The organism is Pseudomonas sp. EA_5y_Pfl2_R50 (assembly GCF_963970475.1).
In the GTDB taxonomy this organism is placed as follows: domain Bacteria; phylum Pseudomonadota; class Gammaproteobacteria; order Pseudomonadales; family Pseudomonadaceae; genus Aquipseudomonas.
The window spans coordinates 366,991-391,485 of sequence record NZ_CAXAPT010000003.1 but is presented as its reverse complement, the minus strand read 5'-3'; the positions used below and the strand labels follow the sequence as shown (position 1 = coordinate 391,485).

20 protein-coding genes are annotated in these 24,495 nt (G+C 60.1%); 5 read left to right on the top strand and 15 right to left on the bottom strand.

Features of this window, described 5'->3' with window-relative positions; genetic code table 11:
- Positions 1 to 2: 2 nt before the first annotated feature.
- From AACY19_RS07620 to zwf, 4 genes are all read right to left on the bottom strand, one after another.
- On the bottom strand, positions 3 to 725 hold the full coding sequence (locus AACY19_RS07620) for an intradiol ring-cleavage dioxygenase (protein ID WP_339449485.1): 723 nt from the start codon (positions 723 to 725) through the stop codon (positions 3 to 5).
- Positions 726 to 994: 269 nt separating this feature from the next.
- Positions 995 to 1,660 (bottom strand): bifunctional 4-hydroxy-2-oxoglutarate aldolase/2-dehydro-3-deoxy-phosphogluconate aldolase, encoded by a 666-nt coding sequence (locus AACY19_RS07615; RefSeq protein ID WP_016773539.1) that lies wholly within the window; start codon positions 1,658 to 1,660, stop codon positions 995 to 997.
- A 17-nt stretch (positions 1,661 to 1,677) separates the two neighbouring features.
- Complete coding sequence (gene pgl / locus AACY19_RS07610; RefSeq protein WP_339449483.1) at positions 1,678 to 2,391, bottom strand: 6-phosphogluconolactonase; 714 nt, start codon at positions 2,389 to 2,391, stop codon at positions 1,678 to 1,680.
- Positions 2,378 to 3,844 (bottom strand): glucose-6-phosphate dehydrogenase, encoded by a 1,467-nt coding sequence (gene zwf, locus AACY19_RS07605; protein ID WP_339449481.1) that lies wholly within the window; start codon positions 3,842 to 3,844, stop codon positions 2,378 to 2,380. Before zwf ends, pgl begins: the two co-directional genes overlap by 14 nt.
- 226 nt (positions 3,845 to 4,070) lie before the next feature.
- On the opposite strand from zwf, the gene AACY19_RS07600 reads away from it, so the two are divergent.
- Entirely contained in the window at positions 4,071 to 4,931 is an 861-nt protein-coding gene (locus AACY19_RS07600; protein ID WP_169842436.1) for a MurR/RpiR family transcriptional regulator, read from the top strand.
- Between the two features lie 105 nt (positions 4,932 to 5,036).
- Here AACY19_RS07600 and AACY19_RS07595 read toward each other — a convergent pair whose 3' ends face one another.
- The 11 genes from AACY19_RS07595 to edd all read right to left on the bottom strand — a co-directional run bounded on the left by AACY19_RS07595 (position 5,037) and on the right by edd (position 18,674).
- Positions 5,037 to 5,891, bottom strand: a complete 855-nt coding sequence (locus tag AACY19_RS07595; RefSeq protein WP_339449479.1) for a D-hexose-6-phosphate mutarotase — start codon at positions 5,889 to 5,891, stop codon at positions 5,037 to 5,039.
- Between the two features lie 114 nt (positions 5,892 to 6,005).
- Entirely contained in the window at positions 6,006 to 7,355 is a 1,350-nt protein-coding gene (locus tag AACY19_RS07590; protein ID WP_339449478.1) for a carbohydrate porin, read from the bottom strand.
- A 194-nt stretch (positions 7,356 to 7,549) separates the two neighbouring features.
- Complete coding sequence (locus AACY19_RS07585; protein WP_339449476.1) at positions 7,550 to 8,710, bottom strand: ABC transporter ATP-binding protein; 1,161 nt, start codon at positions 8,708 to 8,710, stop codon at positions 7,550 to 7,552.
- A gap of 2 nt (positions 8,711 to 8,712) precedes the next feature.
- Entirely contained in the window at positions 8,713 to 9,558 is an 846-nt protein-coding gene (locus AACY19_RS07580) for a carbohydrate ABC transporter permease (RefSeq protein ID WP_339449474.1), read from the bottom strand.
- The gene (locus tag AACY19_RS07575; protein WP_339449472.1) at positions 9,551 to 10,459 is read right to left on the bottom strand and encodes a carbohydrate ABC transporter permease; all 909 of its coding nucleotides are present in this window, start codon (positions 10,457 to 10,459) and stop codon (positions 9,551 to 9,553) included. The genes AACY19_RS07580 and AACY19_RS07575 overlap by 8 nt, the downstream gene beginning before the upstream one ends.
- A gap of 156 nt (positions 10,460 to 10,615) precedes the next feature.
- Positions 10,616 to 11,917, bottom strand: a complete 1,302-nt coding sequence (locus AACY19_RS07570) for an ABC transporter substrate-binding protein (RefSeq protein ID WP_339449470.1) — start codon at positions 11,915 to 11,917, stop codon at positions 10,616 to 10,618.
- A gap of 118 nt (positions 11,918 to 12,035) precedes the next feature.
- On the bottom strand, positions 12,036 to 13,295 hold the full coding sequence (locus AACY19_RS07565) for a D-mannose isomerase (RefSeq protein ID WP_339449468.1): 1,260 nt from the start codon (positions 13,293 to 13,295) through the stop codon (positions 12,036 to 12,038).
- Between the two features lie 225 nt (positions 13,296 to 13,520).
- Complete coding sequence (locus AACY19_RS07560) at positions 13,521 to 14,990, bottom strand: ATP-binding protein (protein WP_339449466.1); 1,470 nt, start codon at positions 14,988 to 14,990, stop codon at positions 13,521 to 13,523.
- Positions 14,980 to 15,711 carry a response regulator gene (locus tag AACY19_RS07555; RefSeq protein ID WP_242208195.1) on the bottom strand — a complete coding sequence of 244 codons (732 nt, stop codon included), beginning with the start codon at positions 15,709 to 15,711 and terminating at the stop codon, positions 14,980 to 14,982. The genes AACY19_RS07560 and AACY19_RS07555 overlap by 11 nt, the downstream gene beginning before the upstream one ends.
- A gap of 180 nt (positions 15,712 to 15,891) precedes the next feature.
- Entirely contained in the window at positions 15,892 to 16,851 is a 960-nt protein-coding gene (locus AACY19_RS07550; protein WP_339449461.1) for a glucokinase, read from the bottom strand.
- Positions 16,848 to 18,674 (bottom strand): phosphogluconate dehydratase, encoded by a 1,827-nt coding sequence (gene edd, locus AACY19_RS07545; RefSeq protein WP_339449459.1) that lies wholly within the window; start codon positions 18,672 to 18,674, stop codon positions 16,848 to 16,850. Before edd ends, AACY19_RS07550 begins: the two co-directional genes overlap by 4 nt.
- 220 nt (positions 18,675 to 18,894) lie before the next feature.
- Between edd and gap the strand changes: the two genes are divergently transcribed.
- From gap to AACY19_RS07525, 4 genes are all read left to right on the top strand, one after another.
- The gene (gene gap, locus AACY19_RS07540) at positions 18,895 to 19,896 is read left to right on the top strand and encodes a type I glyceraldehyde-3-phosphate dehydrogenase (RefSeq protein WP_339449457.1); all 1,002 of its coding nucleotides are present in this window, start codon (positions 18,895 to 18,897) and stop codon (positions 19,894 to 19,896) included.
- A 186-nt stretch (positions 19,897 to 20,082) separates the two neighbouring features.
- The gene (locus AACY19_RS07535) at positions 20,083 to 20,610 is read left to right on the top strand and encodes an RNA polymerase sigma factor (protein WP_339449455.1); all 528 of its coding nucleotides are present in this window, start codon (positions 20,083 to 20,085) and stop codon (positions 20,608 to 20,610) included.
- Between the two features lie 102 nt (positions 20,611 to 20,712).
- Complete coding sequence (locus AACY19_RS07530; RefSeq protein WP_339449453.1) at positions 20,713 to 21,678, top strand: FecR family protein; 966 nt, start codon at positions 20,713 to 20,715, stop codon at positions 21,676 to 21,678.
- Positions 21,679 to 21,800: 122 nt separating this feature from the next.
- Entirely contained in the window at positions 21,801 to 24,386 is a 2,586-nt protein-coding gene (locus AACY19_RS07525; protein ID WP_339449451.1) for a TonB-dependent receptor, read from the top strand.
- Positions 24,387 to 24,495 lie beyond the last annotated feature (109 nt).

Here is a 24,495-nt window from a genome sequence, read left to right as displayed (position 1 = left end):
GCCTAGACGGTGTATTTGTCGAAATCCTCGGGTTTGATCTGCGACGACACCGCAAAGGTATCGATGCCGATGGTCAGGTGCCCGAAGTAGCCGTCCTCATGGCTATCGCGGCCCACCGGCCAGACAGTGAGGGTCGAGGCCTCGCCGCCCATCTCGGCGTAGAAGCTGTCTTCGGCGTTGCTCAACACTGGCGCCGCTCGCCCGCGATAGGCTTTGGCATTGAGCACGGAGCGCGAGACGACCTCGGGAAAATACAGTTGGCCGACCCAGGCCACATTGCGTTCATCGAGGTATTGTCTGCCGGCGACCATGCGCACCGCCACGTGAATATGCAGTGTGCGACCGGCATAGAAACCCGGGTAGATCGTAGTGAAGCGCACCCGCCCCTTGGAATCGGAGAACTGGCTGCCGCGCAGGTAGGTATCGTCGTCGGTGCGCGGGATCGAGCCAATGGCTTCGGCATCCACCTCAATGTCCGGGTTGATCCGGCTCCAGCCCGAATATGCCCCGCGCGCATTGCAATGCCAGATATCCACCAGCGCACCGCAGACCGGTTCACCGGTCATCGCATCGACGATGCTCAGGCGCAACAGCAACGGCAAGCCTTCTGCACCTTCGCTGATGTTGCGGCGCAGCAATCGCGGATTTCGGAAAAACGGCCCGGCGACCTGTTCGGGAGCCAGTTGATACACCGTGGGTGGTGTGGGTGTTGAGTCTTGATCCATGACACGTTCCTCTTCCATAAGAAGAACGCAGATTAGCGCCACGCAAAAGCCGCCGTGCAGTAACTATGTATCGCAGCGTAACGGCAGGCGATACCAAAGGCTTCGGTCGTCAGGCCTTGGCCTTGGCTTTTGAAGCGGGATCAACAGATCGCCGTTTGCGCAAGCTCCACAGGGTGGGCGCTCGGCGCTTTCGTTGGGGCAAAAAAAACGGTGCACCGACCAAGCGCACCGTAAAGCCGTAGAACACACAACGAAGTGTCTGGTAACAATCAGTCCAGCAGCGCCAACGCTTCGGCGGTGCATTCCTGAATACGGGCCCAGTCGCCGTTCTTGATCCACTCCGGATCAAGCATCCAGCTACCGCCCACGCACATGACGTTTTTCAGCGCCATGTAGCTCTTGATGTTGGCCGGACCGACGCCGCCAGTCGGGCAGAATTTCACTTCACCGAACGGGCCGCCAAGGGCTTTGATCGCTGCCACGCCACCGCTGACTTCAGCCGGGAACAGCTTGAAGCGGCGATAACCCAGGCCGTAGCCTTCCATGATGCCGGAAGCGTTGCTGATACCCGGCAACAGCGGAATCGGGCTATCGACGCTGGCTTCGAGCAAGTCACGGGTAATGCCCGGCGTGACGATGAACTGCGAACCCGCCGCCTCCGCAGCGGCCAGCATGTTGCGATCCAGCACGGTGCCGGCACCGGTCATCAGTTCCGGGCGCTGTTCGCGCAGGATCTGGATGGCCTTGAGGCCGAACTGCGAACGCAGGGTCACTTCCAGCGCGGTGAGGCCACCGGCGGCCAGAGCGTCGGCCAGAGGCAGCACGTCCTGTTCGCGGGCGATGGTGATCACCGGCAGAATCCGCGCCTTGGCGCAGAGGCTGTCGATCAGGGCAACTTTGTCCGCCATGGAAACGGTCGGGGATGGGGTTGTCATAGCGGCTGTTCCTTGGCTCATGGGCACCAGTAAATCTCTAACGTGGATTGCAGAAACGCGCGCACCGGCATGGCCGCGACGTCATCGGATGCCAGCGCGGCATTCAGGGTGGTCAGTTTCGACTGACCGGAAATCGACAGAATCTTGTGTTTGGCTGAAGCGAGCAGCGCACGGCTCATGGTCAGGCGCTGACGTGGCACGCTCGGCGCCAGCATCGGCCAGCAACGGCGGGTGCCATCGGCTTGCAGGGCTTCAGCGAGGTTCGGGCTGTCCGGGAACAGCGACGCCGTGTGGCCGTCATCGCCCATGCCCAGTACCAGCACGTCAATCGGCGGCAGTTCGGCGAGCAAGCGGTCAGCCTGCTCGGCAGCCTGTTCAACATTCGCCGCTGCGCTGTACAGACTGAGGAACTGCGCCTTGGCCGCCGGGCCTTTGAGCAGGTATTGCTTGAGCAGACCGGCATTGCTGTCGGCGTGTTCCACCGGTACCCAACGCTCGTCGGCGAGGGTCACGACGACCTTCGACCAGTCCAGTTCCTGCTTCGCCAGGTGTTGGAAAAACGCCACCGGGCTACGACCGCCGGACACCACCAACACCGCGTTGCCGCGTGCTGCAATGGCCTCGCTCAATTGCTTGGCGACGTTCAGCGCCAGACCTTCGGCCAACAGCACCGGGCTCTTGAATTCGTGGGCATTCACGCCCGCCGGCAGTTGCACATCAGATATCGCCATACCACGACCTCCCGTCCCGCGTGATCAATGCAATGGAGCTCATCGGCCCCCACGACCCGGCCGCATACGGCTTGGGCGCGTCACCGGATTTTTTCCACCCGGCGATCAACTGGTCACACCACTTCCACGCGGCTTCGATTTCATCTTTACGGACAAACAGGTTCTGATTGCCGTTCATCACTTCCAGCAACAACCGCTCGTAGGCATCGGGTATCCGCGCGCTACGCCAGGTGTCGGAAAAATTCAGCTGAAGCGGGCCGCTGCGCAGTTGCATGCCTTTATCCAGGCCCTGCTCTTTGGTCATCACGCGCAAGGAAATGCCTTCGTCCGGTTGCAGGCGGATGATCAGTTTGTTGCTGATCTGCAGGCGCTGCTCGGGGGCGAAGATGTAGTGCGACGGTTCCTTGAAGTGGATGACAATCTGCGACAGCTTCTGCGGCATACGCTTGCCGGTACGCAGGTAGAACGGCACACCGGCCCAGCGCCAGTTGCGGATGTCGGCGCGCAGAGCGACGAACGTTTCGGTATCGCTCTGGGTGTTGGAGTTCGGTTCTTCGAGGTAACCCGGTACGGATTTGCCTTCGCTGTGCCCGGCGATGTACTGGCCGCGCACCACTTGCGTGGTCAGGCCTTCCGGACTGATCGGCGCGAGGGCCTTGAGCACTTTTACCTTTTCGTCACGGATGCTGTCGGCGGACAGGTCTGCCGGCGGGTCCATGGCGATCAGGCAGAGCAACTGCAACAGGTGGTTCTGGATCATGTCGCGCAGTTGGCCGGCCTTGTCGAAGTAGCCCCAACGGCCTTCGATGCCAACCTTCTCGGCCACGGTGATTTCCACGTGGGAGATGTAATTCTGGTTCCACTGGGTTTCGAACAGGCTGTTGGCGAAACGCAGGGCGATCAGGTTCTGAACGGTTTCTTTACCCAGGTAGTGGTCGATGCGATAGGTGCGGTTCTCCGGGAAGAACTGCGCCACGGCGTCGTTAACCTTGCGCGACGATTCCAGGTCGGAGCCAATCGGTTTTTCCAGCACCACGCGGGTGTTTTCCGCCAGACCGACGTTCGCCAGATTCTCGCAGATCGCGCCATACACCGCGGCCGGTGTGGCGAAGTAGGCAATCATGCGTTGCGTGCTGCCGGCCATCTCGGCCAGCGCCACATAGTCTTCAGCCTTGAGGAAGTCGACGTGCAGGTAAGTCAGGCGAGCGAGAAAACGTTCGGCTACGGCTTCGCTCAGCTCTTTGCCGACATAGCGGCGCAGTTCGGCGGCGATGAACGCCAGGTGCTGCTGCTCGGTGCCGTCTTCACGGGCCAGCGCGATAATCCGCGTGTCCTCGTGCAGCAGATCGGCGCCATCGAGGTGATAAAGGGCAGGAAACAGCTTGCGCAGGGCGAGATCGCCAAGAGCGCCGAACAAGGCAAAGGTGCACGGTTCAACCGTAATCGAAGGCATGATGTTTGTTCTTTTATCAAGTTAAGCTACAAATACCTTTTTTCAAGGCATCACTCAAGGGAAAATGTAGTAATAACTACAACATTTTCGCAAAATACAGATTCCGAGTGGTGGTCGGTCGGAGCCATCAGTAGGATAGGCCACCGTTACGGGCCATATCAAAGGCCCAATTTGCATAGCCCGGCGCACCCTTGCGCAGGTGAATTAGGAATTCCATATGGATCGCGTGCGAAATTTACTGGAACAGATCCAGAGTCGCCTTGAAGAGCTGAACAAGGCCGAACGCAAAGTCGCCGAAGTGATTCTGCTCAACCCGCAGCAGGCCACCCGCTTCAGCATCGCCGCCCTCGCCCAGGCGGCCTCGGTGAGCGAACCGACGGTCAACCGTTTCTGCCGTTCGTTCGGTGTCAGCGGCTATCCCGAACTGAAACTGCAATTGGCCCAGAGCCTGGCCAGTGGCGCGGCCTATGTCAGCCGCGCAGTCGAGGCCGACGACAATCCCGAGGCGTATACGCAGAAGATTTTCGGCAGCGCCATCGCCTCGCTCGACAGCGCTTGTCAGGCACTCGATCCGAACCTGATCAGCCGCGCCGTCGACCTGTTGATTCAGGCACGGCAGATCCACTTTTTCGGACTTGGGGCTTCGGCACCGGTGGCGCTGGATGCGCAGCACAAGTTCTTCCGTTTCAACCTCGCCGTCACCGCTCATGCCGATGTGCTGATGCAGCGGATGATTGCGTCGGTGGCGCACACTGGTGAGTTGTTCGTGATCATTTCCTACACCGGCCGCACCCGTGAACTGGTGGAAGTGGCGCGCATTGCTCGCGAGAACGGCGCTTCGGTGTTGGGTCTGACGGCGGAGAATTCGCCGCTGGCCAAGGCGAGTACCTTGAGCCTGAACATTCCGCTGCCGGAAGACACCGACATCTACATGCCGATGACTTCGCGGATCATTCAGTTGACGGTGCTGGATGTACTGGCAACCGGGATGACCTTGCGCCGTGGCGTGGATTTCCAGCCGCATTTGCGCAAGATCAAAGAGAGCCTGAATGCCAGCCGGTATCCGGTTGGGGATGAGTTCAACTGATCCGGCCTCTTCGCGAGCAAGCCCGCTCCCACATTTGGAATGCGTTCCCCTGTGGGAGCGGGCTTGCTCGCGAAGGGGCCAGCCGATTCCCCACAAGATTCTGAATCAAGCCGCCGCCCACGCCTGCAAACTCAAATGCGCCTTCTCCCCCGGCGCCAGATGCAAGCTATCAGTCCCACCCGCCGCCGCTTCCACGCAGACAAACTCCGAAATCTCGTCCCACGTCACACCCAACAACGGCCGCGCCCCGGGATGCCAGACCACCGTGTCGGCGCTGTCGCCGGTATCGATGCACAACTCGCGCTGCCAGGCGTGATCCTTGAGCTGCAATTCGCCGTCATGCTGGAACACCCGCTGACAGCCGCCATCCACCCGCAACTCACCTTCCTGCTGACAAATCTGGCGATTCAACTGGTCATAACCCTGCGCCCCTTCGAGCCCAGACAGCGCTATCTCACCGACATCGCCAATACGCCAGTAAGCATGCAACGCCTGGCTCAACTGGCACGGCATGTCATCCTGATGCTCGGTGCTCAGGCGTAATTCCATGCGCTCACCCAGGTGCGCGTGCAGGTCGACCTGCCAGTCGCACAGCTGCAATTGCCAGTGCAGGCGCACGCCATCGTCGGCGCTGCTGCTGTCGAGCAACTTCCAGTCGAGCAGACGCGCCCAGCCATGGGACGGCCATGCGTTTTCGCTGGGATGACGGCCATACCACGGCCAACACACCGGCACACCACCGCGAATAGCACCGACATGCGGCCACTTTGCCGCACACCACAGCCACGGCTTTTGCCCGCGCGGCTGAAAGTGCAGTAACTGCGCGCCCTGACGACTGAACACCGCCTGACACAGCGGATGATCAATCACCAACACGTCGCGCATCTGATAGCGCTCCCAGGCGAACACCGGTTGTTCACGCAGGGATTTGAAGAAGCGTTGCAGCGGATGCTCATGCATTTGCCACGATCCTGAACTCGTCTTTCACAGGGCGGCGCCTGGCCCCAAAAAAAAGCGGACAGCCTTGGCTGTCCGCAAATATGCGCACATAGAGAGGAGCTTATCGCAGACGCGTTAGAACGTAGACTGAATTTTCAGGCCAGCGACCAATGCGTTGTCCACTTCATCCACACCACCCGGGTGAGTGATGTACTGCAGGTTAGGACGCACGGTCAGCCAGTTGGTGACGTGGAAGCCGTAATTGATCTCGTAGTTGTATTCGGTTTCACGAATCGGCGAGAACACCGGGTTGTCGTAATCCGAAACACCGTTGGAAACGTTCAGCAGCTCGGCGTTTTTCTTCACGTCATCGTTGACGTGAATACGCGCCGCGCCGATCCCGACGTCATCCTTCGGACGCGCGTCGAACGGGCCTTTGTAGACAAACATCACCGACTGGTAGTTGTCGATGAAGTTGGTGTCCTTGTCGTGGAAGGTGGCGTTGGCGGCGATGTTCAGACCGCGCGAGGCATCACCGTTGTGGCTGGTGAGTTGCTGTTGCGCCACGAACCAGTAGCCGCTTTTGCTGCTATGGGTTTTGTAGGCGTTGCCAGTGGTGGCGGCGTCGAAACCGTTGACATCTTCACGGACGTCATCAGCATCCGCCGTGCTCTTGTAGTAACCGACGCGGTATTCGCCCGGCAGGCTGTTGACCTTCGGCGACCAGACCAGCTCGACCGGCAACACAGTCCCTTTGGTGCCGCTGCCGCTGAGTTTGAAGCCGTTACCGTGTTCCAGCTGCGACGGGTTCTGGTTGTACGCACCGATCTGCGCGTAGAGCTCGTCATTGATGTTGTACTTCACGCGGATTGCGGCCTGGCTGACGGGCCAGTTGTACCAGATATTGGTTGCCCAGTTACCCACTTGGGAACCGCAGAACGCCAGGTTCTGGAAGTCGCACGGGAAGGTGTTGAAGTCTTCGCCTTCACCGAAGTAACCGGCCTTGACGTCAAGTTTGTTGTCGAAGAACTGGTGCTGAATCCACAACTGGGTCAGACGCACCATGTGGCCACGGCCGTAAACTTCTTGCGAAGAACTCAAGGTGCCGGCACGCGGATCGCCAACGCGGTCGTTGGAGATGTTGTAGCCGTTACGGTTGGTCAGCTGGATCTTCGCCTGGGTGTTATCCCAGCCCCACAGTTTTTGCAGATCGAGTGCCACGCCCAGACCGAACTGGTCAGCGTAACGCGCGGTCTTGTCGTCGTTGTAGCCACCGTTCAGGTTGCCACCGACTTCCCCGACGTAGTCAGCCTTGATGTCGATACCCTGCTCGATCAGCTTGGTACGCTCGCCACCCCAGTCACCGGTCATCCATTTCGAGTCGGAGCTGAAGGCATCCGCCGCCATGGCGTTACCGGCCAGCACCAATGCCGCCGCAGCTGACACTTGGCAGATCAACCGGGCATTGACGTGTTTCTTTTTCATCCCTACATCCTCGTCTTTATTGTTATTAACTGTTTTTATCTAACGCGGTTTACATAAAGTGCGATGAATCACAGGCAATCCACCGCGTGCTCCCCTGTGGGAGCGAGACTGCTCGCGAATGCGGTGTATCAGGCGACATCAATGCTGCATGTCAGACCGTTTTCGCGAGCAAGCCCGCTCCCACATTTTGTTCTTCAGCGGCCTTTGAATTGCGCCACGTTCGCAGACCGCGCATCGGTCTGCGATTGGCCGGCAGTGCCGAGGCGCTCACCGGTGTTGGCATCGAACAACAACACTTTCGACGGATCGAATTGCAGCGTCAGGTTCTCGCCCACCTGCGGTGCCACGTCTGGCGCCAATCGGCAGCAGACTTTGGTGTCGTTCAAATTGACGAACACCAGGGTGTCCGGACCAGTCGGCTCGGTGACCTGCACTTCGGCGCGGATGCCTGGCAAGCCATTGCCCTCGCCGTTCGCCAGAACGATCTGCTCCGGGCGCAGGCCGAGGATCACTTCGCGATCTTCGAGACCGGCGTCCTGCATGCTCATCGGCAACTCGCAACGGGCCTGGCCGCTGTCGAGCAGCGCCAGCAGACGACCGTCCTTGCGTTGCAGACGCAGCGGAATGAAGTTCATCGGCGGCGAACCGATGAAGCTCGCCACGAACAGGTTGGCCGGATTGTTGTAGATCTCTTTCGGCGTGCCGAACTGCTGAATGATGCCGTCCTTCATCACCGCAACCTTGTCGCCCAGGGTCATCGCTTCGATCTGATCGTGGGTCACGTAGACCGTGGTGGTTTTCAGGCGCTGGTGCATCAGTTTCATTTCGGTGCGCATCTCGACGCGCAGCTTGGCGTCGAGGTTGGACAGTGGCTCATCGAACAGATAGATCTTCGGCCGACGCGCCAGTGCACGGCCCATTGCCACACGCTGCTGTTGCCCCCCGGAGAGCTGACCCGGCTTGCGGTTCAGCAAATGTTCGATCTGCAGCAGCTTGGCCACGCGCGCGACTTCTTCGTCGATCGCCGCTTGAGGCATCTTGCGGATCTTCAGACCGAACTCGATGTTCTCGCGCACGCTCATGGTCGGGTACAGCGCGTAGGACTGGAACACCATGGCGATGTCGCGATCCTTCGGGCTCATGCCGCTGACGTCCTGGTCACCGATCATGATCGCGCCGCCGGTGATGGTTTCCAGACCGGCGATGCAGTTCATCAACGTCGATTTGCCGCAGCCAGACGGGCCGACGAGGATCAGGAACTCACCGTCCTTGATCGACAGTTCGATGTTTTTCAGGGTGTCCGGCAGGCCGGCACCGTAGGTCTTGTTTACGTTGCGAAGTTCGAGCGTTGCCATGATTACCCCTTGACCGCGCCGGCCGTCAGCCCGCGCACGAAATACTTGCCTGCGACCACATAGACCAGCAGGGTCGGCAGGCCGGCGATCATCGCCGCTGCCATATCAACGTTGTATTCCTTGGCGCCGGTGCTGGTGTTGACCAGGTTGTTCAACGCCACCGTGATCGGTTGCGAATCACCGCTGGAGAACACCACGCCGAACAGGAAGTCGTTCCAGATCTGCGTGAATTGCCAGATCAGGCAGACCATGATGATCGGCGTCGACATCGGCAGAATGATGCGGCGGAAAATCGTGAAAAAACCCGCACCGTCGAGACGTGCAGCCTTCACCAGCGCATCAGGAATGCTCACGTAGTAGTTACGGAAGAACAGCGTGGTGAACGCCAGACCGTAGACCACGTGGATGAACACCAGACCGGTGGTGGTGCTCGCCAGGCCCATCTTGCCGAGGGTGAACGAGGCCGGCAGCAGCACGGTCTGGAACGGCAGGAAGCAGCCGAACAACAGCAGACCGAAGAACAACTGCGAACCGCGAAAGCGCCAGAACGACAGCACATAACCGTTCAGTGCACCGATGCCGGTGGAGATGATCACGGCTGGCACGGTGATCTTGATCGAGTTCCAGAAATAGCCATCAACGGTGGCCCAGGCCTTGATCCAGCCGATGCCGCTGACCACGGTCGGCCAGCTCAGCAGGTTGCCGGTGCTGATGTCTTCCGGGGTCTTGAAGCTGGTCAGCAACATGACCACAAGCGGCACCAGATAAAGCAGTACGGCGATGATCAGCACCGCGTAGATCGCGACGCGACTCAGGCTGATAGCAGGTTTGGCAGCGAGACTAGTCATGACGCTTGGTCCTCAGCTCGGAATACAGGTAAGGCACAATGATCGCGAGGATCGCACCGAGCATCAGAATCGCACTGGCCGAGCCCATGCCCATCTGGCCGCGACTGAAGGTGAAGGAATACATGAACATCGCGGGCAGGTCGGAGGAGTACCCCGGACCACCGGCGGTCATCGCCGCGACGAGGTCGAAACTCTTGATCGCAATGTGGGCGAGGATCATCACCGCACTGAAGAACACCGGACGCAGGCTTGGCAGCACCACTTTCCAGTAGATCATCGGCATGCTCGCGCCATCGATCTGCGCGGCACGAATGATCGATTGATCAACGCCGCGCAGGCCGGCGAGGAACATCGCCATGATGAAGCCCGAGGCTTGCCAGACAGCGGCGATCACCAGGCAGTAGACCACGCGATCGGGGTCGATCAGCCAGTCGAGACGGAAGCCTTCCCAGCCCCAGTCCCGCAACAATTTGTCCAGGCCCATGCCCGGGTTGAGCAGCCATTTCCACGCGGTACCGGTGACGATCATCGAGAGCGCCATCGGATACAGGTAAATGGTGCGGATAAAGCCTTCGCGACGGATGCGCTGGTCGAGAAACACTGCCAACAACACACCGATCACCAGAGTGATGCCGATGAACATGCCGCCGAACACCGCAAGGTTCTTGCTCGCGACCCACCAACGGTCGTTGTCGAACAACCGCGCGTATTGCGCCAGGCCCGCCCACTTGTAGTTGGGCAGGAACGTCGAAGTGGTGAACGACAGCACGAACGTCCACAGGATGTAGCCATAGAAGCCCACCAGCACGATGAACATGCTCGGCGCCAGCACCAGTTTGGGTAGCCAGCGTTGCAATGCATCGAACGGCGAGGCCTTGCTGAACACAGCAACAGAACTCATGGGGAAATCCAGTACAGGGAATAAAAACTACAGTGAGATCCCTTGTGGGAGCGGGCTTGCTCGCGAATGCGGTGAGTCAGTCGACGGATGGAGCAACTGATACAACGCCTTCGCGAGCAAGCCCGCTCCCACAGGAGGGGCCTGCGCTACCGATGCTTATTTAGCGGACTTGATCGCCGCGCCAAGTTTCTTGGCGGTGTCGGCCGGATCGGCTTTCGGGTCGTTGATGTAGTTGGTCACGACATCAAAGAACGCGCCTTGCACCGCCAGCGTGGTCGCCATGTTGTGCGCCATGCTTGGTTGCAGGCCGCCAGACTTGGCATCTGCCAGGAAGTCCTTGGCAGCTGTCTGTGCGCAGGAGTCGAAGCCCAGCGCTTCCATGTTGTTCAACATGTCGTTGCGAACCGGGATCGAGCCTTTGTTGATGCTGAAGACTTTCTGGAAGTTTTCACCCAGCACGACTTTGGCGATGTCCTGCTGACCGGCCGCAGTGCCTGCGTCCTTCTGCTTGAACACGGCCAGCGAGTCGATGTTGTAGGTGAACGCCTTGTCGGTGCCCGGGAAGGCGACGCACTGGTAATCCTTGCCGGCGATTTTCTTCGCGGCAGTCCATTCGGACTTGGCCCAGTCGCCCATGATCTGCATGCCGGCCTTGCCATTGATGACCTTGGCCGCTTCCAGGTTCCAGTCCTGGCCTTTGCCGTCGACGTCCATGTAGGTCGCGACTTTCTTCAGTTCGGTCAGTGCCTTGACCATTTCCGGACCGGTCAGCGCGGCGTTGTCCAGGTCAACCAGGGCTTTCTTGTAGCCATCAACGCCCATGACCGACAGCACCACGGCTTCGAACACGGTGCTGTCCTGCCAAGGTTGACCGCCGTGAGCGAGCGGGATGAAACCTGCCGCTTTCAGCTTGTCGCCGGCTGCGTAGAATTCTTCGAGGGTGGTCGGGGCTTTTTCGATACCGGCTTTCTTGAACACTTCCGGGTTGATCCACAGCCAGTTCACACGGTGAATGTTCACCGGTACGGCCACGTAATCACCGTCGTACTTCACGGTATCGGAGACTTTCTTGTCGAGCAGGCTGTCCCACTTTTCCGACTTGGCGACGTCTTTCAACACGTCGGTGTCGAGCAGGCCGGTCGATGCCCATTCCTGGATGTCCGGGCCTTTGATCTGAGCAACGCCAGGCGGGTTGCCGGCAACGGCACGGCTTTTCAGCACGGTCATGGCAGTGGCACCGCCACCACCGGCGACAGCGCCGTCTTTCCAGGTGAAACCGTCTTTTTCGACTTGCGCCTTGAGCACATCAACGGCAGCTTTTTCGCCACCGGACGTCCACCAGTGCACGACTTCGACCGAACCTTTGGATTCGGCAGCGGAAACACTGAGAGGCAGAATTGCGAGCGGGAACAGGGAGGCGACAGAAATGACAGTAGCGAGGCGAGAAATCGCATTCATCTGAGATGTACCTTTCTTGTTGTTATGCATGCAAGTCTGGTGCTTGCGCTGCACAGGAGTTTAAACAGAGCGATTCCCTTCGCAGGTAACGAAGGGATGCGCGAATGTCACCGTATGGTTACACAGGACTGATCTGGGACAACTGCGCCAAAGCAGTCGCCATGCTCGGCGACAAGGGTAGACGCGGGATCAGTACAGCTTGCCAGGCGTGGTAGAGATCAGGTTTGCCCGGCCAGATATCGGCGCTTGGGCGGTTTTGCGGATCGAGTTCGTGGTGCCAGCTGCCGTCGCAACGGTCGATGAAATGCGTTTCGCAGAATTCCCAGAACAACCGGTACCAGGTTTCGTAATGCGCCTCGCCGGTGCGTTTGAGCAAGGCACTGGCAGCGGCGCTGGCCTCGGCGTGCGTCCAGTGCAAGCGATGACGGACGACGGCCTTGTTGTCCCAGTCGAGGGTGTAGACGATGCCTGGCAAACCATCGACATTCCAGCCGTTGCGGCAGTTGTTCTCGAACAGTTTTGCCGCATCAGTGGCGAGCCAGCCGGGCGTGAGCATGCCGGCCTGCACCCGCGCTGCTTCAAGGTGCAGCAACAGCCGCGCCCACTCGAAGCCGTGACCCGGCGTGGTGCCGTAAGGACGGAAGCCGTCGGCAGGGTTGTCGTGATTGTAGTCACGCAGCGGTTGCCAGTCGCGGTCAAAATGCTCAATGACCATGTAACCGTTGGCGGCAGCGTGGCCGTGGATCACTCGTTCGACGATGCGTTGCGCGCGCACCAGCCAGCGTGGATCTTCGGTGACGTCGGCCAGCGCGAGAAACGCTTCGGTCGCATGCATGTTGCTGTTGGCGCCGCGATAGGCTTCTTCTTCGCTCCAGTCGCGATTGAAGAATTCGCGCATGGCGCCCTCTTCTTCGCTCCAGAAATACGTGTCGATGATGTCGATGGCATCGTCCAGCAGCGCTTGCGCGCCGGGGCGTTGCGCGACCACCGCAGAGCTGGCCGCGAGTGCAACGAACGCGTGCAGATAAGCGTTCTTGCCGGTGTTGTTATCGCGGTGTTCGGCGACCGCAAACCAGCCACCGTGCAGCGCATCACGCAACGGCCCGCGCAGCGCGGCGATGCCGTGATCAACCAGATCGGCAAACCCCGGCAAACCCTGAATGTGGGCCATGGCGAAGCTGTGGGTCATGCGCGCGGTATTCATGGTTTCGGCTTGTGCGTTCGCTGGCAAACGGCCGCGTTCGTCAAGGTTGCCGAAGCCTTCGGGCAGTTTTGAGGCCTTGGCGAAATCCAGCAGGCGCAGGCCTTCGGCGGCGAGCCATTGCTGGTGGGCAGGGGCGCTCAGCCAACTGCTGAAGCCTGGGTGAAAGGTGTCCATGAAGTGGCCCTTTTTTGTTGTTATGACGGCGGGCAGTCTAAACAACGGGCCGGGGTGGGCTTGTAACGAAGGGGGCGGGGTTTGTCACCAAGCAGTGACATTTGTGTTGCTGAGTCGGCAGCCTTCGCGAGCAAGCCCGCTCCCACACTTGACCGCATTCCTCCAGTTGGAACGCAATCACCTGTGGGAGCGAGCCTGCTCGCGAAGAACGATAACGCGGTCTGACTAGTCAGCACTGCGCGGCAGTTGCAGGGTCACCCGCAACCCGCCCTCTCGCAGATTCTGCAACGTCACCTCGCCGCCATGGCTGTGGGCGATGTTGCGCGCAATGCCAAGGCCCAAGCCATAACCCTGCTGCTGCCCCGCCAATCTGAAGTGCGGTTCGAACACCTGCTCCAGGCGCTGTTCCGGCACGCCCGGCCCTTCATCATCGACATGCAGGACGAATGCACTTTCATCGTCATCAATGTGCAGATGAGCGTTCTGTCCGTACTTCAACGCATTGTCGATCAGGTTGCCGATGCAACGCTTCAACGCCAAGGGTTTGCCCGGATAGGCCGCGAGTGCGCGACCGTGTTGCGTCACGCGGCCATTGCCGTTGGGCGCCAGATACGGCTCGACCAGACAATCGAGCACATGGTTTAGATCCACCGGTTCGATGTTCTCGTGGATGTCGGTGTCCTTCACGCATTGCAGCGCGCCTTTGACCAGGAGCTCCAGCTCATCCAGATCACGACCGAACTTGATTTGCAGCTGCTCGTCTTCGAGCAGTTCGACGCGCAGACGCAAACGGGTGATCGGTGTGCGAAGGTCATGGGAAATCGCGCTGAACAACTGGCTGCGCTCGGTCAGATAGCGGCTGATGCGCTCGCGCATGGTGTTGAACGCGCGGCCTACTTCGACCACCTCACTGCCGCCACCTTCGGCCACCGGCTCAACATCCGCACCCAGGGACAAATCCCGCGCGGCGCGAGCCAGACGCTTGAGCGGCCGGCTCTGCCAATGCACCAGCACGCCGATGAACAACAGCAAAAAACCGCTGGTGAGGACGATAAACCAGACCTGCTGCGACGGCAGGCCCTGTTCCTCAAGACTGGTGTACGGCTCGGGCAACAATGAGGCGATGTACAGCCATTCGCCCGGCGCCATCTGGATCTGCGTGACCAGCACCGGCGGGTTCACCGGCTCCAGGGTCAGCGCGTAGTGCGCCCAGGAGCGCGGCAGTTCATCGAGTTTCAGGCCGGCGTTGAAAATCCGCAGGTCCTCGGGACTGACGAAGGTCACGGAGATATCCGTGTCGTGGCCGAGGGATTGCCGCAGCACTTCGTCCACCGCTTTCATGACTGCGGCCTTGCGTGGCGTGACCGGCAAGACATCCATGCCCAGCGGCTTGTCGTTGAGGGTCACGACAAATCGTGTCCCCCCCATGCTGCGCAACTGGTCGAGTACCAGCGGCCGATAAGCCACCGGCAATGAGCGGAAATAACTGACACTGGCGGTCATCGAATGGGCGAGGCTGCGAGCACTGGTAACCAGGCCTTCGAGCTGCGTCGCGCGCAGTTGCGAGACCCAGATCACGCTCGACAAGGTCTGCGCGAACAGCACCGCCAGCAAGGTCAGCAGCAACATGCGCCCCAATAGCGAACGCGGCATTGGCACCCGCGCGGCGAGTTTGCGCAGAGGCTCAGTGACCATTGCCGGCAACCACGTTGGCTGCCAGTTGGTAGCCGCTGCCGCGCACGGTGCGGATCAGCCGTGGCGGTTTTTCGGTGTCACGCAGGCGCTGGCGCAAACGGCTCACGGCCATGTCGACGATGCGATCCAGCGGCATCAAATCGCGGCCACGGGTGGCGTTGCCGATGGTGTCGCGGTCGAGGATTTCCTGCGGGTGATCGAGGAACAGTTTGAGCAGGGCGAAGTCGGCGCCGGACAGAATCACTTCTTCGCCATCAGTGTGAAACAGGCGGTGGCTGACCATGTCCAGCCGCCACTCATCGAAGGACAGCACATCACTGCCGCTGCGCTCCTGACCGAATTGCGCCCGGCGCAGCAAGGCCTTGATCCGCGCTTGCAGTTCGCGAGGGCTAAAGGGTTTGCCGAGGTAATCGTCAGCACCGAGCTCCAGCCCGATCACCCGGTCAGCTTCGTCGGAACTGGCGGTGAGCATGATGATCGGCACCTGCGCCTGACGCGGATGCTGACGCACCCAACGGCACAGGCTGAAGCCGTCTTCATCGGGCAGCATGACGTCGAGGATCACCAGGTCGCTCGGCGCTTCATTGAGGGCCTGGCGAAAGCTGGCGCCATCGGCTGTGGCCCGCACCTGAAACCCGGCGCGGGTCAGGTAGGTTTCAAGCAACTCGCGTATTTCCTGGTCGTCATCGACCAACAATATCGACTTGTTGACTGAGCTCACTTCGAAGGCATCCTTGTTGTTGGAATTGGGGCGGATTATGCCTTAAGCATCGAACTTACAAACACCACAGAAACCCTTGTGGGAGCGAGCCTGCTCGCGAATCGGTTTTAACATTCAACAGATCTGTTGACTGACACACCGCTTTCGCGAGCAGGCTCGCTCCCACAATTGGATTGCATTTCAGGTCGGGATTGCCTGGTCCAGGGCCACACCGGCGCCGACCAGGCCGGAATACGGCGCCGTCACCAGCCACACCGGAATGCCTTTGAAATAATCGCTCATGCACCCCTTGTCAGCGAAGCTGCGGGCAAAACCGCTTTCGAGGAAGAAATCGGCAAACCGTGGAATCACACCGCCAACGATATACACCCCGCCACGTGCACCCGTGGTCAACACGTTGTTACCCGCGACGCGTCCGAGCCAGCAACAGAACTGCTCCAGCACTTCCAGCGCAATCGGATCACCCGCAAGACCGGCCGCTGTAATCGCTTCCGGCGTATCGAGTGTCGGCTCATGGCCATCCACCGCGCAGATCGCCCGGTAAACCCGTGGCAAACCGCCGCCGCTCAGCGCGGTTTCTGCGCTGACATGGCCGATTTCATTGTGGATGTGCTGCCACAGTTGCGTTTCACGCGGGCTGCTCAACGGCAGATCGACGTGACCGCCCTCGCCGGGCAACGCGGCAAAACGACCTTCGCCCAGATCGAGCAAGGTGCCGACGCCAAGGCCAGTGCCAGGGCCGATCACCACCGCCGGACGCAACGGCTCCGGCGTGCCTTCGCACACCACACGGAATTCGCCCGGCTGCAAACGGGTCATGCCCAGGGCCATCGCCGAGAAATCGTTGACCAGCAACAACTGCTCGACCTGCAAGGTCTGGCAGAACGCCTTGCGACTCAGCCGCCAATGATTGTTGGTGAACTTGAATTCATCACCGCTGACCGGGCCGGCCACCGACAGGCACACCGAGCTGATCGAGCCCGGCGCCAGGCCGAGCCCGCTCAGGTACAGGCTGATTGCCTCTTCGGGGCTGGCGTGGTCGGCTGTAGCCAGCACCTGAACCGATTCCAGTTGCTGGTTTTTCCACAACGCAAACCGCGCGTTGGTGCCTCCGATATCACCGACCAAAGCCAGTTTCAATTAAGCGTCTCCAGGGCAGAAGTGAAGGCGCTGGCGCCCTGCTCCGCCGAGCTGAAGGCCATGCGCATAAAACCAAACAGTTCGCGACCGCTGCCGATGTTGTTGCCCAACAGGCCTTTGGCGGGTTCGCGTGCTGCGAATTCGGCGGCGTCGACCTTGAGTTCCAAAGTGCCTTTGACGCCATCGACGCGGATGATATCGCCCTCTTGCACGCGTGCCAAAGCGCCGCCGACATAAGCTTCGGGGCTGACATGAATCGCTGCGGGGATTTTCCCCGACGCACCGGACATCCGCCCGTCAGTCACCAGCGCGACTTTGAAGCCGCGATCCTGCAGCACGCCAAGGAACGGCGTCATCTTGTGCAACTCGGGCATGCCGTTGGAACGCGGGCCCTGGAAGCGCATCACCGCGACGAAATCCTTTTCCAGCAGACCGGCCTTGAACGCATCGGCCAGATCCTGCTGGTCCTGAAACACCATCGCCGGCGCTTCGACGATCTGGTTTTCCAGCGCGACCGCAGACACCTTCATCACACCGCGACCGAGGTTGCCCTCCATCACGCGCAAACCGCCTTCGGCCGAGAACGCACGGGCAACCGGACGCAAGATATTTTCGTCGAGGCTGTCGGTCGGGCCTTCGCGCCAGACCAGTTGGCCGTTATCGAGGAACGGCTCTTTGGTGTACTGGCTCAAGCCGTGGCCGAGCACAGTGTTGACGTCCTCGTGCAGCAGACCGGCGCCGAGCAGTTCACGGATCAGGAACGACATGCCGCCAGCGGCCTGGAAGTGGTTGATGTCGGCTTTGCCGTTCGGGTAGACGTGGCTCAGGGTCGGCACGACCTCGGAGAGGTCGGCCATGTCCTGCCAGGTCAGTTGAATGCCGGCGGCCATAGCGATGGCGGGCATGTGCAGGGTGTGGTTGGTCGAACCGCCGGTGGCGTGCAGCGCGACGATGGAGTTGACCAGCGCCTTCTCGTCGACGATTTCGCCGATCGGCATGAAGTTGCCGTTCTGCTTGGTCAGGCGCGTGACCTGGTGGGCAGCCTCGCGAGTCAGCGCATCACGCAACGGTGTGTTCGGATTGACGAAAGACGCGCCCGGCAAGTGCAGGCCCATGACTTCCATCAGCAACTGGTTGGTGTTGGCGGTGCCGTAGAAGGTGCAGGTGCCCGGGCTGTGGTAGGACTTCATCTCCGATTCCAGCAGCTCTTCGCGAGTCGCCTTGCCTTCGGCGTACTTCTGGCGCACGTCGGCTTTTTCCTTGTTGGAAATCCCCGAGACCATCGGCCCGCCCGGCACGAAAATCGTCGGCAGGTGACCGAAGCGCAGCGAACCCATCATCAGGCCCGGGACGATCTTGTCGCAGATGCCCAGCATCAGCGCGCCGTCGAACATGTTGTGCGACAGCGCCACGGCGGTCGACATGGCGATCACTTCGCGGCTCGGCAGGCTCAGCTCCATGCCCGGCTCGCCTTGGGTCACGCCGTCGCACATCGCCGGGGTGCCGCCGGCGAACTGGCCGACCGAACCGATTTCGCGCAGGGCGTTCTTGATTTGTTCCGGGAAGACTTCGTAAGGCTGGTGCGCCGAGAGCATGTCGTTATACGAAGAAACAATGGCGATGTTCGCCGAGTTCATCATCCGCAGGCTGTGCTTGTCTTCGCTGCCGCAACCGGCCACACCGTGGGCGAAGTTGGCGCATTGCAGCTTGCCGCGCATCGGCCCGTCAGTGGCGGCGCCGCGAATCAGTGCAAGGTAAGCCTGACGCGTGGCGCGGCTGCGGGCGATAAGCCGTTCGGTGACCTCAAGGACGCGGGGATGCATGTGTAGAACTCCAGGCTAACGGATGTGGCGACCTGATTGTCTATGCTGATCAAACGCCGTTGTTGTTGGAATGACAGACGGCTTTTTTGACCACTCGGACCAGTTGATTCAGGTCACTCGTTGTAGATAAAACAAAATATTGCCACTAAAAAGGCTTGTTTTCTATTTTTATGCGAATAATCTTGTAATTCCAACAACAAAACGACGGCGGCGCTGTTCCATGACTCTTCGAATCGCAATCAATGGTTTTGGCCGCATCGGCCGTAATGTCCTGCGCGCACTGTATACCCAAGGCTATCGACAGGATTTGCAGATCGTCGCCATCAACGATCTGGGCGACAGCTCGATCAATGCTCATCTGCTCAAATACGACACCGTTCACGGCACGTTCGACGCGCAAGTCGAGCATGACAATGAAAGTCTGACTGTCAATGGCGACCGCATTGCGGTCAGCGCGATCCGCAACCCGGCCGACCTGCCGTGGGCCGCAGAAAAGATTGATGTGGTGTTTGAATGCACCGGTCTGTTCACCGACCGTGCCAAAGCCGCCGCGCATATTAGCGCCGGCGCACGCAAAGTGATCATCTCGGCCCCGGCCAAAGGCGCCGACGCCACTGTCGTTTACGGTGTAAACCACGACATTCTGCGCCAGTCGCACCAGATCATCTCCAACGCTTCGTGCACCACCAACTGCCTGGCGCCGGTTGCGCAGGTGCTGCACCGCGAGTTGGGGATCGAAAGCGGTCTGATGACCACCATTCACGCCTACACCAATGACCAGAACCTCACCGACGTCTATCACACCGATCCGTACCGTGCGCGTTCGGCCACGCAAAACATGATCCCGAGCAAAACCGGCGCTGCTGAAGCGGTGGGTCTGGTACTGCCGGAACTGGCGGGCAAACTGACCGGTATGGCCGTGCGGGTGCCGGTGATCAATGTGTCGCTGGTGGATTTGACCGTGCAATTGAAGCGCGAAGCATCGGCCGATGAGGTCAATGCGCTGATGAAATCGGCCAGCCAGCATTCGAAAATTCTGGGCTACAACACGCTGCCGCTGGTTTCCAGCGACTTCAATCACAACCCGTTGTCGTCGATCTTCGATGCCAACCACACCAAATCCAGCGGCAAACTGCTGAAGGTGCTGGCCTGGTATGACAACGAATGGGGCTTCTCCAACCGCATGCTGGATAACTGCCTGGCACTGTGTAACGCCGAATAATCCCATCCCTGTGGGAGCGAGCCTGCTCGCGAATACGATGTGTCATTAAACATTTATGTTGGCTGATGCAGCGCTTTCGCGAGCAGGCTCGCTCCCACAGTTTTTGCGCAGCTTTCAAATTCAGGGCTTGACCACTCGACTAGATGATAAGCATTATCATTCGCTCAAAATGGATCAGGTTCTCCCGTGAGTCAATCGCGCTTCAACCATGTCTTCCTCACCCAGCGCACGTCCCTGCTGCGGACGCTGGAACGGATGGTCAACAATCACAGCACCGCTGAAGACCTGTTGCAGGAGACCTACCTGCGCGTGACGCGGGCGTTGACCGAGCGGGCCATCGATCACCTCGAACCTTTTGTTTTCCAGACCGCGCGCAATCTGGCGCTGGATCATCTGCGCGCGCGCAAGATCCATTCGCGAACCATGATCGACGACGTGCCGCAGGATGTCGTGCACAGCGTCGCCGCCCCCGCCAGCAGTGCCGAAGACGCCGCCCACGCCGAGCAGATGCTGGAGCGCTTGAACGTGAGCCTCAGTCAACTCAGCCCACGCCAGCAACAGATCTTCATTCTCAGCCGCCTGCACGGGCACAGCTATCAGGAAATCGCTGACGAGTTGAATGTCTCTCTCAGCACCGTGCAGAAGGAACTGAAGTTGATCATGAGCATTTGCATCGGCGTCGCCGAACGACACGACAGCAGCGGCAAGCTGTAAGCTTCAAGCTCCAAGTAAAAACGAAAAGCAGTACACGCATCTGGCTTGCAGCTTGCAGCTTGAAGCTGGAAACTGCTTCGCCAGAAGCCCTGAGGAAACACCGTGACGGACACCCACCGCTCGCCTTCGCCGGACTCGGCGCGGGACGCTGCAAGCGCAATGGACCAGGCTCTGGACTGGCTCATCGTGCTCGGCAGCCCGAACGATGAGCAGACCCGGCAATTCCATGCCTGGCTGGCAGCCGATCCGTTGAATGCCGAAGCGTTCGCCAGGGCCCAGGCAATCTGGGACGGCCCGCAAGTCGCCCAGTGCGCGCAAAACCTCGCGGCTGTACCTGAGAAAGTCACCTTCCTCAAACGTCTGCGCCCGCACTGGAAACCGCTGGCGACCGCAGCCGTGCTGATTCTCGGGTTGTTCAGTTTCAGTAATTTGCCGATGCGCATTCAGGCCGACCATCTCACGGTGGTCGGCGAGCGTCAGCGTCTGCAACTGGAGGACGGCTCGAAAGTCCTGCTCAATACCAACTCGGCGTTCTCCAGCACGATCAACGATCAGCAACGCGTCGCCCGGTTGTTTCAGGGCGAGGCGTTTTTCGAGATCGCCAACGGCCGTAGTCAGCCGCTGGAAATCGACGCCGGCCCGGTCACTGCCAGCGTGCGCGATACCGCGTTCGCTGTGCGTTATCTCGATGGCGTGGCGCAGGTCAATGTGCAGCGCGGCGATGTCGACTTGCGTGCGACGCACAACGATGCCCGAGTGCGGCTGACTGCCGGGGAAAGTATTCGGATTGGCCCGAACGGTTTTGATCGCCCGGCCAGGCTCGACGTGAACACCGACCTGGCCTGGGTACAAGGCCGACTGGTGTTCGAGAACTGCCCGCTGAATCAGGTGTTGGCCGAACTGCGCCGCTACTACCCGGGCTGGATCATCAACACCAACGAGCAACTGGCGAATGTCGCCGTGACCGGTAACTACCGGCTCGATCAACCGCTCGACGTGGTCCGCTCCCTCGCCCACATCACCTCGGCGCGCCTGCAGGAATTCCCTGCGCTGGTGATCTTGAACTAAATGAGAATTATTTTTACTCGATAGCGAAAGTTCGTTCGTCTCGTTATAGCCAATGCAATTGATTCGCATCACGCGATGCCAATCAGCACCTATAAAGATTCGTGCGACACGGAGCGCTATCGATGTCCTCTCGCCTTACCCGCCAGACTGCTTCCCCTTCCCGCGTGCTGTCGCTGCTGACCGCCGCCATCCTGATGGCCGGCACCGCGCCGCTGATGGCGGCCACCGAGCAACCGACACGCAACATGGGCGACTATTCGTTCTCCATCGGCCAGCAGCCGCTGGTGTCGGCGCTCAATGCCTTCACTGCCGTAACCGGCTGGCAGGTCGGCTTGCCGGCAGCATTGGGTCAGGGCGTTTCATCGCCGGGCGTGCGTGGCTCGCTGCCACCGGAAAAAGCCCTGGAACGTCTGTTGGTGGGGACCAACCTGAGCTTCCGCAAACTCGGCAACCACAACGTCGTGCTGGAGAAGCGCAACGCCAGCGGTACGCTGAACCTCGATCAAGTGACCATCAGCGCCACCCGCCAGGAACAGTCGGTCAGCAGCGTGCCGGCGACCGTCACCGTGCAGACCCGTCAGGATCTGGACCGCAACAACGTCAACACCATCAAGGATCTGGTGCGCTACGAGCCGGGCGTTTCCGTCGGTGGTGCCGGCACCCGTGGCGGCATCAGCGGCTACAACATTCGCGGCATCGACGGCGACCGCATCCTCACCCAGGTCGACGGTGTCGAAGTGCCGGAGGCTTTCTTCAACGGCCCGTATGCCAAGACCCAACGCAATTACGTTGACCCGGAAATCGTCAAACGTGTGGAAATCCTCCGTGGCCCGGCCTCGGTGCTGTACGGCAGCAACGCTATCGGTGGCGCCGTCAGTTATTACACCCTCGATGCCGATGACATCATCAAGCCCGGCAAAGACGTCGGTGCGCGCCTGAAAAGCGGTTACAGCTCCGCTGACGAGAGCTGGCTGAAATCCGCCACCGTCGCCGGACGTGCCGATCAGTTCGACGGCTTGCTGCACTACAGCCAGCGCGACGGTCACGAAACCGATTCCTACGGCAGCAACAACGGCACCGGCCTTGAGCGCACCGCCGCCAACCCGGAAGACGTCAAGGCCAGCAACGTGCTGGCCAAGCTCGGCTGGAACTACAACGAAGACTCGCGTCTGGGCCTGACCTACGAAAAGTACAAGGATGATCGTGACACGGATCAGAAAAGCGCCTACGGCGGCCCGTACTTCAACGGCGCCCCGACCATTCCCGACAGCGTACTGCCCGGCGGCATGTACCAGTGGCGCACCGGCAACGACACCATCACCCGTGAGCGTTTCGGCCTCGAACACTCGTTCGCCCTCGACAACCTGCTGGTCGACCACGTGAAGTGGAGCCTCAACCACCAGATCGCCAAGACCGACCAGAGCACCGAAGAGTTCTACTACCCGATCACCCGTAAAGTGCTGCGCACTCGCGACACGATCTACGAAGAAAAGCAGTGGGTGTTCGACGCACAACTGGACAAGGCGTTTGCCATCGGCGACACCGATCACGTGCTGACCTACGGCACCACGATCAAGCAACAGAAAGTCACCGGTTCGCGCAGCGGCGACGGCAAGTGTCTGGCGGTCGGTCGCGGCTGCACGGCCATTGGTGCGACCAGTACCGCTGACGTACTGAAAAAGGCCACCGACTTCCCGGACCCGACCATCAACACCTACAGCCTGTTCGCTCAGGATCAGATCAGCTGGAACAACTGGACCTTCCTGCCCGGCCTGCGCTACGACTACACCCAGCTCAAGCCGCACATCACTGAGGAATTCCTCAACACCGTGGCCGCCGATGGCCTGGGCACCGTCAGCGACGAGAACAAGACCTGGCATAAAGTCTCGCCAAAATTCGGCCTGACCTACGCCCTGACCGAGCACTACACCTGGTACGGTCAGTACGCCGAAGGCTTCCGCACCCCGACCGCAAAAGCGTTGTACGGTCGCTTCGAAAACAACACCACCGGCTACAACGTGGCGCCGAATCCAGACCTCGAACCGGAAAAGAGCAAAAGCTTCGAGACCGGTCTGCGCGGCAACTTCGAGCAAGGCTCGTTCGACGTGGCGGTGTTCTATAACAAGTACCGCGACTTCATCAACGAAGACGCCGTTACCCCTGGCTACGATGAGCTGACCTTCCAGTCGAGCAACATCAAGCACGCGACCATCAAGGGCGCAGAGGTCAAAGGTCGTCTGAATCTGGATGCGTTCGGCGCGCCGCAAGGCCTCTACACCCAAGGCTCGATTGCCTACGCCTACGGCCGCAACAACGATACCGGCGAGCCGCTTAACAGCGTCAACCCGCTGACCGGCGTGTTCGGCCTGGGTTACGACCAGGACAACTACGGCGGCCTGCTGAGCTGGACCGTGGTGAAGAAAAAGGATCGCGTTGACGACAGCAACTTCAAGTCGCCGGACGGCGTCAGCAGCCAGTTCAAAACCCCGGGCTTCGGCATTCTTGATCTGGCCGGTTATTACAAAGTCACCGACGACGTGACGGTCAGCGGCGGCATCTACAACCTGACTGACAAGAAGTACTGGCTGTGGGATGACGTGCGCGGTTACGACAGCGTCGGCGAGGCCTCGGTGACGCAACCGGCCAACCTTGATCGCCTGACCCAACCGGGCCGCAACTTCGCGATCAACCTGATCTGGGACATCTGATCCGGCCCACCTCACGGCGCGTGGTCATCCATCACGCCGTGAGGTTTTTTTACGCTCGGGCGCTGGCTGGTTCGTCTCGTTAGCAAGCGCCTCTTTTTCTCAAGGATTT